The organism is Pseudomonas sp. PS01301, assembly GCF_029960215.1.
Taxonomy (GTDB): domain Bacteria; phylum Pseudomonadota; class Gammaproteobacteria; order Pseudomonadales; family Pseudomonadaceae; genus Aquipseudomonas; species Aquipseudomonas coleopterorum.
Map to the genome: position 1 here is coordinate 135,904 of NZ_JASCPM010000005.1, position 12,782 is coordinate 148,685.

The following is a 12,782-nucleotide window of genomic DNA, read 5'->3' on the forward strand; positions in this document are numbered from 1 at the left end:
CGTGGCGGTCCGGCATTCCGGCAAGCGCGCTCTTGCAACGTTCGTGCTAACCCCGAGCTGATCGCCATCCATCCGCTATACCGAGGTCAACATGGCATTCGAATGGGCCTACTTTTTCTCACTGTTCTCCGTCTCGGCCTTCTGGAAGGCCTGCCTGACGGTGGTGCAGCTCAGCACCTTGTCCTGGACTCTGGGTCTGGTGCTGGGCTTTGTACTGGCCAGCGCCAAGCTGTCGACGCGTGCCTGGCTGCGTCTGCCGGTCAGCCTGTACATCTGGCTGTTTCGCAGCATTCCGCTGTTGGTGCTGCTGGTGTTCGTCTATAACCTGCCGCAGCTGTTTCCAGCCGCCGGCAGCGTGCTGTCGCAGCCGTTCTATTCGGGGCTGATCGCTTTGGTACTGACTGAAACCGCGTACATGGCCGAGATTCACCGGGGCGGCCTGCTGTCGGTGCTCAAGGGCCAGCGCGAAGCGGCCAAGGCGCTGGGCATTCGCGGGCTGGGTGCGCAGCGGCTGGTGATCATCCCGCAGGCGATTCGTATCTCCTTGCCGACGTTGACCAACGAATACGTGACCATCGTCAAACTCACCTCGCTGGTCTCGGTGATCTCGCTCAGCGAGCTGCTGCTGGTCGGCCAGCGCCTGTACGCGCAAAATTTTCTGGTGCTGGAAACCCTGGCAGCGGTAGCCGTGTATTACGTGCTGATCGTTACCCTGTTCGGCTGGCTGTTGCAGTGGGCCGAGCGCCATCTGGACCTCTCACGCAAAAACGCACAAACCCTGGAGGCCGTGCAGACCGAAGCCTTGCGCCAACCAGCCGGCCTTGCGAAGCCGCGTTGCGAGCCGGTGGCGGGACAGCCCGACGCCTTGCAACTGCGCAACATTCACAAGCGCTATGGCAACCATGAAGTGCTCAAGGGCATCGACCTCGCTGTGCGGCCCGGTGAGGTGATTTCGATCATCGGCCCGTCCGGCTCCGGCAAGACCTCGTTGATCCGCACTATCAATAGCCTGGAGACCATTGATCAGGGCGAAATCGTGCTGTTCGGCCATGACTTCATCCAGGCCGGCACACGCACCGATTCTCCGGTGATCCGCCAAGGCATCCGGCGCATCGGCATGGTCTTCCAGAACTTCAATCTGTTCCCGCACCGGACCATTCTCGACAACGTCATCCTTGCCCCGCGTTACCACAGCCTGGCCAGTACGGCTGAGTTGCGCCGCAAGGGCCATGCCTTGCTGGACCGGGTCGGGCTGCTGGCGCATGCCGACAAGTATCCGCACCAGTTATCGGGCGGCCAGCAACAGCGCGTGGCGATTGCCCGCGCGCTGGCGATGGAGCCGGACATCATGCTGTTCGACGAACCGACCTCGGCGCTGGACCCGGAACTGGTGGGCGATGTGCTCAAGGTGATTGGTGACCTGGCGGCCGAAGGCATGACCATGCTGATCGTCACCCACGAGATGGATTTCGCCCTGTCGATTTCCGATCGCATCGTGTTCATGGAAAACGGCCACGTGGTCACCGACGCCTCGCCAGCGGCGATCCGCCACAAAGGCGATGCGCGGGTGCGGCGCTTTATCGGTCTGGAACAGGAGAGCGCAGCATGAGTACGTGTGCAAGCACTTGCGGAGAGTTTCTGGTCAAGCAACTGCATGCCTGGGGCGTCGACATGGTGTTCGGCATTCCCGGCGTGCACACCGTCGAGCTGTATCGCGGCCTGCCGCACAGCGGAATTCGCCATGTCACGCCGCGCCACGAACAGGGCGCGGGTTTCATGGCCGACGGCTATGCGCGTGTCAGTGGCAAGCCTGGCGTATGTTTCATCATCACCGGCCCCGGCATGACCAATATCCTCACCGCGATGGGCCAGGCGTATGCCGACTCGATTCCGATCCTGGTGATTTCCAGCGTCAACGAGCGTCATCGCCTGGGCCTGGGCAACGGCTATCTGCACGAGTTGCCCAACCAGCGGACGATGGTCGCCGGCGTCAGCGCGTTCAGCCACACGCTGATGAGCGTCGACGAACTGCCTGCTGTGCTGGCGCGGGCCTTTGCGGTGTTCGACAGCCAGCGCCCACGTCCGGTGCACATCGAGCTGCCGCTGGACATCATCACCGCCAGCGCCGATCACCTGACGCTGGTGCCGCGCCAGGTCATCGCCCGACCGGCGCCGGACCTTGAAGCGATCAGCAAAGCGGCTGCGCGGTTGCGCGCAGCCCAGCGGCCGCTGCTGTTACTCGGTGGAGGCTGCGTGGCCGCGATGGACGAAGTCCGCGAGCTGGTCACCCGGCTGGATGCACCGACGGCCCTGACCATCAATGCCAAAGGTTTGTTGCCGGGCGGGCACCCGTTGTTGCTGGGCAGCAACCAGTCGCTGATACCGGTACGGCAACTAGCGCTGGACGCCGATGTGGTGCTGGCGATCGGCACCGAGCTGGGCGAGACCGATTACGATGTGGTGTTCGATGGCAACTTCAGGATTGGCGGCGAACTGATCCGCATCGATATCGATGCCGAACAGTTGACCCGCAACCATACGCCGCATCTCGCGATCCTCAGTGATGCGACGGCAGCGATACGCGCTTTGCTCGCCGAGCTGCCGGCGCGGGCGGCCAGTGCCGATAGCCTTGGCGTGCAGCGCACGGCGGCGGTGCAGCGGCAACTGGCCGAGGATTTCAGCGGCTTGGCGCACTACCGCAAACTGTTCGACTGCGTGCTTGAAGTACTGCCCGAGGCGCGCTTTGTCGGCGACTCGACGCAGACGGTGTACAGCGGCAATCACCTGGTCGAGCTCAGCAGCCCACGCCGCTGGTTCAACGCCTCCACCGGCTACGGCACTCTTGGCTACGGCCTGCCGGCGGCCATCGGCGCCAAGTTGGCCGAGCCTGCGCGGGTGGTGATCAGCCTGATGGGCGACGGTGGCATTCAGTTCACCCTGCCGGAACTGGCCAGCGCCGTGGAAGCGCAGGTTGGCATCATCGTGCTGCTCTGGAATAACCAGGGCTACGGCGAGATCAAAAGCTACATGCAACGCCGCGACATCACGCCGCTGGGCGTTGACATCTACACCCCGGACTTTCTCGCGATAGCCCGCGGGTTTGGCTGCGTGGCCGAGCGCGCCCGCGATTACCAACACCTGCAAACCCTGCTGCGCGAAGCCCCGGATGATCGTCCGCTGATCATCGAAATCAACCAGGCTCCACCGTTTGCCCCCTGAACCCGCTATAAAATCCCCGATGGAGCCACACCATGAACACCCCGCACTACATCAATGGCCGCTGGCAGGCGGGCGAGGGCGCTGATGTCCTGACCGTGTACGATCCGGCACAGGGACTGCCCTTCGTCGAACTGATCGCCGCCAGCAGCGCGCAGGTCGATCAGTCCGTGGCTGCCGCCCGCACCGCGCTGCCTGCTTGGAAAAACACCACTGTCGCCGAGCGCGCCGCCGTATTGCGCGGTTTCGCCGAGCACCTTACCCAGCGCCGCGAAGCGCTGGTCGCCTTGCAGATGCGCAACAACGGCAAGCCTCGGCACGAAGCCGAAGTCGATCTCGACGACGCTGTGGCGACCTTCGGCTATTACGCCAGGCTGATCGAAACCCAGGCCAGCCACCGCAACGTCGAACTGGCCGTGCCCGGCTTCACGTCCCGCACACGGCTGGAACCGGTGGGCGTGGTCGGCCTGATCGTGCCGTGGAATTTTCCACTGGTCACCAGCGCCTGGAAACTCGCCCCGGCCCTGGCGGCCGGTTGCACCGTGGTGCTCAAACCCTCGGAAGTCACCCCGCTGATCGAGCAGGCCTACGCCGAAATCGCCGATAGCCTGGGTTTGCCCGCCGGCGTGCTGAATATCGTCAACGGCAAGGCCGACATCGGCGCGGCATTGAGCAACCATGCGGGCCTCGACAAGCTGTCGTTCACCGGCAGCAACAGCGTAGGTAGCCAGGTGATGCACAGCGCAGCAGCATTCTGTCGGCCAGTTACTCTGGAGCTGGGCGGAAAATCCGCGTTTATCGTGTTCGATGACTGCGACCCCGACGAGGCGGTGGAATGGATCGTGGGTGGCATCTGCTGGAACGCAGGACAAATGTGCTCGGCCACTTCGCGGCTGCTGATTCAGGACGGCATCGCCGAGGCACTGATCCCGCGCTTGCAGGCTGCGTTCGCCGCGCTGCGGGTGGGTAACCCCCTGACCGAAGAGGTCGACATGGGACCGCTGACCAGCCAGGCGCAGTGGCATAAGGTGCGCGAGTATTTCGCCATTGCCGAACAGGAAGGCTTGCGGTGCCTGAGCGGCGGCGCCGCGCTGACGCGAGACGGCTGGTTCGTAAGCCCGACGCTGTACCACGACGTGCCGACGAGCAGCCGTTTGTGGAATGAAGAAATCTTCGGCCCGGTGCTGTGTACTCAGCTTTTCAGCCGTGAACAAGAGGCGATCGATCGTGCCAACGACAGCCGCTTCGGCCTGGTGGCCACGGTAGCCAGCCGCGATATCGCCCGCGCCGAGCGGGTGGCTGATGCGCTTGAGGTCGGGCACGTGTGGATCAACTCGATTCAAGCGGTGTTCGTCGAAACGTCGTGGGGTGGCAGCAAGGGCAGCGGCATTGGTCGCGAACTCGGCCCCTGGGGGCTGGCGGCGTATCAGGCGGTGAAGCATGTGACGCGGGCCGGGGTGCCTGGGCTGAACTGATGCGAGGTAGCCAACCGTGTAAAGTAAAAAAGCCAGGTCGCCTGCGCGCCTGGCTTTTTGTTCATCGCAACCTTTTTTCTCCAATGGCATGAGCACAGACGGTTATGCGGCCAGTTGGAGGGTGGGTTTTCCACAAGCCTTCTCACACCGTCCCCTCAGGCTCCACCTTGGCCAATATCCGATCCAGCCGCTCGACGATCTCCTTGTCGATCTTTTCATGCAGTCGCATGATCTCCAGCTCCGCGCGCAGGTTCACCTCGAAGTCCAGGCTCGCGGCCAGGCGGTCTTTGGCTGACTGGCGGTTCTGGCTCATCATGATCACCGGCGCCTGAATGGCTGCGACGGTGGACAGCATCAGGTTGAGGAAAATGTATGGGTAGGGGTCGAAGGCCAGGCCGAAGTGATCGAGCACATCGGTGTTGAGCAGCATCCAGCCCAGCAGGATGATGGTGAAAGCGATGATGAAGGCCCATGAACCACCGATTGCGGCTACCCGGTCGGACAGCCGTTCACCGAAGGTGGCTACCTCGTCAGAGGCGTCACCGGCATCGCGGCTGACGGGCAGTCGCTTTCTCATCTGCTCCAGCACATGGATTTCTTCGGGTTCGAGCTGATGGGGGTGTTTGCCGAGGAAGCGTCGAGCCAGCGGTTCAAGTGGGTGCTTGGTGGCCATGGGGCAGGGTCTTCAGGTGGTGAGGAAGACAGGCACTATCCCATGGAATTCGACGCTGTTGAATGGTCGAAGCTGTGGACACTCAACCCTGCGGCACGATAGCCAGCGCATCCGGCTCAGGGCCTGCCGGCCAGCGCGCCTGCACGGACCAGGTGGCAGTGTCGATCACGGCAATCTCGTCGCCGCCGCTGATGGCCACGAATGCACGCTTGCCGTCCGGCGCCACCACCGCGCCGATGGGCAGGGCTGCGGCGCCCAGCAAGGTTTCGCGATACACCGCGCCTTTTCGGGCCAGATCGATGCGCTTGATCTCGCGCTTGTTCGCCACGTCGATCACCGACAGCTCGGCAGATTTGGCGCAGCTGACCAACGCATGGTTGCCATCGGGTGTCATGACGATGCGGATCGGGAAGCGGCCGGTCTTGATCCGATCCACCACCTTCAGCGTCTGGGTATCGACCAGCGCCACCTCGTCGTCTTCACGGTTGCTCACCCACACATGCTTGCCCGACGGCTCGATGACAATGCCCTCGGTGCTGTTGCCCGTGGGCACCGAGGCGAGCTTGCGGTGCTGTACAAGGTCGACCACCGACAGACTGCCGCCTTTGACGTGGGTCACGTAGGCGCGGCTGGCGTCTGCCGACAGCACCACCATATGGGGCTGACCACCGCCCACGTCGATGCGCTCGAGCACCTTGCCCTGGGCCAGGTCGACCACCAGCAGGCGTTCGCTGTCTTCGGTGGTCACCACGATACGTTGGTTGTCGGGAAAGAAGCGTATGCCGTGGGGGCGCGAATCCTGGCCCAGGTCGATGGTGTGCAACACCTTGCGGGTCGGCCAGTCGATCACGCTCAGGCTGTTGTTGGGCTTGCCCTGGGCGCCATAGTTGCCCACCACCGCCAGCCGACCATCGCCGGCGACGATGACTTCATGGGGGCCGGTGCCGACTGGAAGCTTCAACAGTTCCTTGCCGATGACCATGTCCAGTGCCGACACACTGGCGCCGGCCTTGTTGCCCACCAGCAGGACGTCGGCCGCATGGGCCATCGGCAGGGCGCCGAGCAACAGCCCGGCCAGGCAGGCGCGGCGCAGAGGTGTCAGCAGCGTAGAGGTCGAGTAGGGCATGGGCTGTCTCCTGAAAGTCCGTAAGCAGGGCATGGAGTTGTGACCTGCAGGAAATCATGAGAGTTCGGATCTAGAGCGGTTGGTGAGGCATCCTATGGCTGTCTGGGTGAAGACTACAGTCAGCTGTGTGGGATTTTTTTCCCGCTCAGTGAGAATCGTCCTTCAGAATCGAGAATTTGTTCTTATAGTGCAGTCATGAACGACCCACGAACCACAGGCATCGTCGACCGTGTGCTGCAGGTGCTGACCTGTGTGGCCAAGGCCGGACAACCGATAGCGGCCAAGCGCATTGCCGCGCAGGTTGGGCTGCCGCTGAGCACGGTCTATCGGCATCTGGCGTCGCTGAAGAAGTGGGGCTTGTTGCAAGAGCACATGACCACCGGGCTGTACGAACCCGGTGCGACCGGGGTGCAACTGGCCTGGGGCTTCGATCAGACGTCCCACCTGATCAGCCAGAGCCGCGACGAGATCGATGCCCTGGCTGAACGCACGGGCGAAAGTGTTGGCCTGCTGGTGTACAGCAACGGCCAGATGGTGTGCATCGCCATGGAGGAGAGCAGCAGCTCGCTGCGTTGCTCGTTCACCAAGGGCCGCGCGCATTCCATGATGCAGGGTGCATCGGCCAAGAGCCTGCTGGCGTTTCTGTCCGAGCCGGTGCAGCGCCAGTTGCTCGCAGAGCAAGCGCAACAGGGCGCCGTGGACGTCGCGGCGCTGGAAAAGGAGATCGCCCGAATTCGCAAGAATGGCTATGCCACCAGTGACAGTGAAGTCGATCTGGGTGTCTGGGGCGTGAGTGTCCCATTGGTTTCAGCGGACGGTGGCCTGCAAGGCACCATTACGTTGATGGCGCCGTCATTGCGCGTTGGCCCACGGGAGGCTGAGCTGATCAGCCTCACCAGAAAAGCAGCCAGCCGCATCTGCAATCGCTTCTAACTGCCGCTCAATCCATGTTTCGGGTCCTGACGGACTCACCCTTGCCAAAGGAATTTGTGATGAAAGCGTTGAAGTTGTTCACCTCCCTGGCCGCCGCGCTGACGCTGATGGCCTCGCTCTGCACCTCGGCCCAGGCAGCCGACGATGTGATGCGTGTCGGCACGGATGCCACCTTCCCACCCATGGAATTCGTGCAGGATGGCAAGCGCACCGGCTTCGATATCGAATTGATCGAAGCCATCGGCAAGCAACTGAACAAGAAGGTCGAATGGGTCGACATCGGCTTCAAGGGGCTGATTCCTGGCTTGATTTCGAACCGCTTCGATGTCGCCGCATCGGCCATCTACATGACCGAAGAGCGTCAGAAGGTGGTCAACTTCACCGACTCCTACTATCGCGGGGGCCTGGCTGTATTGGTCCTGAAGGAGGACGCCAGCATCGACAAGCCTGCCGATCTGGTGGCGGGCAAAAAGGTTTCGGCCCAGGTGGGCACCAAGTCCATCGACTTTCTGAAAACCAACTACCCCGCAGTGACTGTGGTGGAAGTGGAGAAGAACCAGGCCATGTTCGACCTGTTGGCCATTGGCCGGGTCAACGCTGCGGTCACTGGGCGTCCGGCGGCAGTGGAATATGCCAAGCGTCAGCCCAAGGTCCGGGTGCTGGACGAAGGCCTGACCACCGAACTGTACGGTTTCGCCATTCGCAAGAATGACACCGAGCTGCAACAGCAGATGAACCAGGCGCTGCAAACCCTGCGCAGCAACGGCGAATATGCCGCCCTGACCCAGAAATGGTTCGGCACCACCAAAGAATAAGCCGCCGCTGCAGGTCCGCGCGATGCTTGCGACGGACCTGCACATCACGCCTTCAACCGTAGCCTGTGCGGAGTACTTCATGGATCTCGACTTTTCCCCGGTCTGGGACGGCTGGCGCGCGCTCGCCTCAGGCACCCTGATCACCATCGAAATCACGGCTGCGGCATTGGTGCTGGGCTGTGTGCTGGGCCTGTTGATCGGGCTGGGTCGGCTCAATCCCAATCGCAAGATCATCTATGGGCTGTGCACCACCTACCTGACGCTGGTCCGTGGCACGCCGCTGCTGGTTCAGTTGTTCATTCTGTTCTTCGGTCTGCCGCATTTCGGCATCCAATTGCCGGCCTATGTATGTGGGATCTTCGGCCTGGGTATCTACAGCGCGGCCTATGTCTCGGAGATCGTCCGCGGGTCGATCCAGTCCGTGGAAAAGGGCCAGATGGAAGCCGCCCGATCCCTGGGGCTGCCGCACAAGCTGGCGATGCGCAAGGTGATCCTGCCCCAGGCCTTCGTGCGCATGATTCCCGCCCTGGGCAACGAATTCATTGCCTTGATCAAGAACTCGGCGCTGGTGTCGTTGCTGACCATTGCCGATGTGATGCACGAGGGCGAGAAGATCATCAGCGTGTCCTATCGCTCGCTCGAAGTGTACCTGGCCATCGCCTTCATCTATCTGATGCTGACCAGCATCACCACCTTGATCCTGCGCCGCACTGAGAAAGTGCTGCGCGCTGACGGGAGAGTGTGATGAGCACCGCCATCATCGACATTCGGAACCTGAGCAAATCCTTCGGCACCCATCAGGTGCTGCACAACATCGACTTCAGCGTACAGCCCAGCCAGGTTGTGGTGGTGATCGGCCCCAGCGGTTCGGGCAAGAGCACCTTCCTGCGTTGCATGAACGGTCTGGAGACCGCCGAAGGCGGAACGCTGCGGGCTTGCGGCCACACGGTGGTGGAGCAGGGCCGGATGATGTCCGAAAGCAAACTTGACGCCCTGCGCAGTGAAGTCGGCATGGTGTTCCAGTCCTTCAACCTGTTCCCGCACCTCAGCGTATTGGACAACATCACCCTGGCGCCCATGGCCCTGCGCGGCAAGTCGCGCCAGATTGCGCAGGAGCAGGGTTTGCGCCTGTTGAACAAGGTCGGCCTCGAACACAAGGCCCAGGTCTATCCCGGCACCCTGTCGGGAGGGCAGAAGCAGCGCGTGGCGATCGCCCGTGCATTGGCCATGGAACCCAAGGTCATGCTGTTCGACGAGCCGACCTCGGCACTGGACCCGGAACTGGTGGGCGAGGTGTTGCAGGTCATGAAGACCCTGGCGAACGAAGGCATGACCATGATCATCGTCACCCACGAAATGGGTTTTGCCCGGGAAGTGGCCGATGTGGTGGTGGTCATGGACCAAGGCGCCATCGTCGAAGCCGCGCCGCCAGCCCAGCTGTTCACCGCGCCTCGCGAAGCCCGTACGCGCAGCTTCCTGCAAAGCGTGCTGTCGCGAGACGCGGCGCCTGTTCTCTGATTGCCCGCGCCTGACTCACTGCCCAGAGGTTCATGTGGATACACCCTTGGATTCACCTACCAGTCACGCCCAGAGCAGCCTGTTTGCCCACAGCGCCCTACTGCCCGATGGCTGGCAGCGCAATGTGCTGCTGAGCTGGAACGCGCTCGGCGATCTGACCACCGTGAGCATCGATGCCGTGCCCACGGCCGGCACGCCGGTGGCGCGGGGCCCGGTGATCAGTGGCATGCCGAATCTGCATTCCCATACCTTTCAGCGCGCCATGGCCGGGTTGACCGAAACCCTGGGCGACCCGAAAGACTCCTTCTGGAGCTGGCGCACCCTGATGTATCGCTTCGCCCAGCGCCTGCAGCCGCGGCACCTGCAGGCCATCGGCCGGCATCTGTACATCGAGATGCTCAAGGCCGGGTACACCTCGGTCTGCGAGTTTCACTACGTGCACCATGGCGCTGACGGCCAGCCCTACGCCAACCCCGCCGAACTGTCCCTGCGCGTGGTTCGTGCAGCTGAGGAGGTGGGCATCGGCATGACCCTGCTGCCGGTGCTGTACCAGTACGGCGGCCTGGGTCAGGCAGAACCCTTGCCGCACCAGCGTCGCTTCATCAATTCACCCGAGTGGATCTTCGAGCTGCGTCAGCACCTGCAAAAAGCCATGCCGCAGAACGGCAATCGGCGCTACGGCGTAGCGCCGCACTCGTTGCGCGCCGTGAGCGAAGCCTCCTTGTCGAGGCTGATCCAGGGCTTGGACAGTGAAGACCCGCGGGCACCCGTGCATATCCATATTGCCGAACAAACCCGTGAGGTCGATGACTGCGTAGCCATCCTCGGCCAGCGACCGGTGCAGTGGCTGTCGGACCGCCAACCTCTGGACCGGCGATGGTGCCTGGTGCACTCCACCCACATGGACGACGCCGAATACACCGCGTTGGCGCGTAGTGGTGCCGTCGTCGGTCTGTGTCCGACCACCGAAGCCAACCTTGGCGATGGTTTGTTCGATGCGCAGCGTTTCCTGGCCGACAAGGGAAATTGGGGGATCGGTTCGGACAGCAACGTGGCGGTCAATCCCTGGGCCGAATTGCGCTTGCTGGAATACGGCCAACGTCTTTTGCATCGCCGCCGCAACGTACTGGCCAGCGCTGAAGCGCCGGCAGTGGCGGACCGACTGTTCGCTCAGGCGGTGAGTGGCGGGGCGCAGGCCACGGGCCGCTCGGTGGGCGGACTGGTGGTCGGCCAGCGTGCCGACCTGGTCGTGATCGATTCGGACGCCGCCACTATCGCCCCGGGCAATCCGGCACAGCTGTTGTCCTCGATGGTGTTCTGCGAGCACGGCACCCACCCCGTGCGCGATGTCTTCGTCGGTGGCAGGCACGTCATCGACAACGGTCAACACGCCCTGCAGGTGGAAGCGCTGCACGGCTACCGCGCCACCCTGGCCGACCTCCTGGAGCAAACGATATGAGTCAGCAACACACGTTCGAGGTGCATGAGGGCATCGGCCCCTTGCTGATCTCCATGCCCCACGTGGGCACTGAACTGCCAGACGATCTGAAGGCGCATTACAGCCCGGTCGGCCAGGCGGTAGACGACACCGACTGGCATATTCATGAGCTGTACGACTTCGCCACCGCGCTGAGGGCGTCGACACTGCGTCCACGCTTTTCGCGCTACGTGATCGACCTGAATCGGCCGGCCGATGGCGCCAGCCTCTACCCTGGCCAGAACACCACCGGACTCTGCCCGCTGGCGACCTTCGACGACGTGCCGCTGTATCAACCGGGACACGAGCCTGACGATACTGAAATCGCCCGGCGCCTGGAGCGCTATTGGCAGCCGTACCATCGGGCCTTGCACCAGCAATTGCAGCGAATCAAAGCCATCCACGGGTATGCCCTGCTATGGGATGCCCACTCGATCCGCTCGGTCATCCCCCACCTGTTCGAAGGCGAGTTGCCGGTGTTCAACTTCGGTACGGCAAGCGGCAGCGCCTGCGCGCCTGGCGTTGGCGAGCAGTTGCACGTCTTGGCCGAGCAGTTGGCTCCGCAGTTGCCAGCGGTGCTCAATGGTCGGTTCAAGGGCGGCTACATCACCCGCCAGTACGGCAGCCCGGCCCATGGGGTTCACGCGGTTCAACTGGAGCTGGCGCAGCGTGCCTACATGCAGGAAACGCCGCCCTATGGGTTGCAGCAGGCCAAGGTCGACACCTTGCGGCCGGTACTGCTTGCGCTGATCGAGCGCTTCATGGCGTTCACGCCTGCCTGACATTTCTTTGGTAGCCGGATTCCGATGACTGATTCGCACTTGTACCAACCCGAAGCGTACACGGCCATGCCCTGGAAAAACGGGGGTGGCAGCACCTTGGAGATTGCCCGGCAGCGCTGCGTCGATGACAGCGGCTATGACTGGCGCCTGTCGATCGCCCAGATCGATGTCGATGGACCCTTTTCCGTGTTCCCCGGCTATAGCCGGGTCATCACCGTGCTGCATGGCGATGGGATGGTGTTGCAAATCAATGGGGTGGACAGTGAGGCGTTGGGTCCCCTGCAGCCGCTGAGTTTCGACGGTGGAGCGACCGTGCAGTGTCGCTTGCTGGGCTCGCCGATCGAGGATTTCAACCTGATCTACCGCCCGGATCGGATCAACGCTTCCTTGCGCTGGGTGGATTGTCATCCGGCCGTGGTGTTGGGCTCCAAGGCGACTCAGGTCGTTTTCTTCAATGCGTCAGTGGGCATCGTCAACGTCACCCACGCGAGCAGTGGCCAGCGCCATGAGCTGGCCCCGCGAGCGACGCTGCGGTGCACCAACGTCGGCGGTCAGTTGCAGCGCTATAGCCTAGAGGGCGCAATGGCCCAGGTCTGTGTGGTGGAGTTGGACAAGGTGGACTGATCGCCCTGCGAGCCTGATGCTCAGCATCGTCCGCTTACTGGCAGGACTGACTTACCGGCACAAATGTGAAAAAAAAGTAAAAAATAGGTAAACGATTCTAGTTCTTGTTTGAAATTTCCTACATTATCGCCGTCCTTTTCTTC

The 12,782-nt window shown here is 62.5% G+C and carries 12 protein-coding genes; 10 read left to right on the top strand and 2 right to left on the bottom strand.

The genetic code is table 11. The features are described 5' to 3' along the window. The first annotated feature begins 91 nt into the window (after window positions 1-91). The 3 genes from QMX89_RS04310 to QMX89_RS04320 are packed head-to-tail and all read left to right on the top strand — an operon-like array spanning window position 92 to window position 4,691. Entirely contained in the window at window positions 92-1,609 is a 1,518-nt protein-coding gene (locus tag QMX89_RS04310) for an amino acid ABC transporter permease/ATP-binding protein (protein ID WP_282347156.1), read from the top strand. Continuing rightward, a complete protein-coding gene (locus QMX89_RS04315) occupies window positions 1,606-3,219 on the top strand; it encodes a 5-guanidino-2-oxopentanoate decarboxylase (protein WP_282347157.1) in 1,614 nt (537 codons plus the stop codon). Before QMX89_RS04310 ends, QMX89_RS04315 begins: the two co-directional genes overlap by 4 nt. A 32-nt stretch (window positions 3,220-3,251) precedes the next feature. Beyond that, the gene (locus QMX89_RS04320; RefSeq protein ID WP_282347158.1) at window positions 3,252-4,691 is read left to right on the top strand and encodes an aldehyde dehydrogenase family protein; all 1,440 of its coding nucleotides are present in this window, start codon (window positions 3,252-3,254) and stop codon (window positions 4,689-4,691) included. Between the two features lie 142 nt (window positions 4,692-4,833). Here the strand turns inward: QMX89_RS04320 and QMX89_RS04325 are convergent, their stop codons facing one another. Together QMX89_RS04325 and QMX89_RS04330 are read right to left on the bottom strand one after the other, a co-directional pair. Then, window positions 4,834-5,364 (bottom strand): DUF1003 domain-containing protein, encoded by a 531-nt coding sequence (locus QMX89_RS04325; RefSeq protein ID WP_049860436.1) that lies wholly within the window; start codon window positions 5,362-5,364, stop codon window positions 4,834-4,836. A gap of 82 nt (window positions 5,365-5,446) precedes the next feature. Further along, window positions 5,447-6,490, bottom strand: coding sequence for a cytochrome D1 domain-containing protein (locus QMX89_RS04330; RefSeq protein WP_282347159.1), 1,044 nt, complete (start codon window positions 6,488-6,490; stop codon window positions 5,447-5,449). 195 nt (window positions 6,491-6,685) lie between these two features. Between QMX89_RS04330 and QMX89_RS04335 the strand changes: the two genes are divergently transcribed. The 7 genes from QMX89_RS04335 to QMX89_RS04365 all read left to right on the top strand — a co-directional run bounded on the left by QMX89_RS04335 (window position 6,686) and on the right by QMX89_RS04365 (window position 12,639). After that, entirely contained in the window at window positions 6,686-7,423 is a 738-nt protein-coding gene (locus QMX89_RS04335) for an IclR family transcriptional regulator (protein ID WP_282347160.1), read from the top strand. A gap of 59 nt (window positions 7,424-7,482) precedes the next feature. Beyond that, on the top strand, window positions 7,483-8,238 hold the full coding sequence (locus QMX89_RS04340; RefSeq protein ID WP_282347161.1) for a transporter substrate-binding domain-containing protein: 756 nt from the start codon (window positions 7,483-7,485) through the stop codon (window positions 8,236-8,238). Window positions 8,239-8,317: 79 nt separating this feature from the next. Next, window positions 8,318-8,983 (top strand): amino acid ABC transporter permease, encoded by a 666-nt coding sequence (locus tag QMX89_RS04345; protein ID WP_049860425.1) that lies wholly within the window; start codon window positions 8,318-8,320, stop codon window positions 8,981-8,983. Beyond that, on the top strand, window positions 8,983-9,756 hold the full coding sequence (locus QMX89_RS04350) for an amino acid ABC transporter ATP-binding protein (protein ID WP_282347162.1): 774 nt from the start codon (window positions 8,983-8,985) through the stop codon (window positions 9,754-9,756). The genes QMX89_RS04345 and QMX89_RS04350 overlap by 1 nt, the downstream gene beginning before the upstream one ends. 46 nt (window positions 9,757-9,802) lie before the next feature. Beyond that, complete coding sequence (locus QMX89_RS04355) at window positions 9,803-11,215, top strand: formimidoylglutamate deiminase (protein WP_282347163.1); 1,413 nt, start codon at window positions 9,803-9,805, stop codon at window positions 11,213-11,215. After that, window positions 11,212-12,015 (top strand): N-formylglutamate deformylase, encoded by an 804-nt coding sequence (hutG, locus tag QMX89_RS04360; RefSeq protein ID WP_282347164.1) that lies wholly within the window; start codon window positions 11,212-11,214, stop codon window positions 12,013-12,015. The genes QMX89_RS04355 and hutG overlap by 4 nt, the downstream gene beginning before the upstream one ends. Window positions 12,016-12,039: 24 nt before the next feature. Further along, window positions 12,040-12,639: a HutD family protein gene (locus QMX89_RS04365; protein WP_282347165.1), complete on the top strand. Its 600-nt coding sequence runs from the start codon at window positions 12,040-12,042 to the stop codon at window positions 12,637-12,639. The last annotated feature ends 143 nt before the right edge of the window (window positions 12,640-12,782 follow it).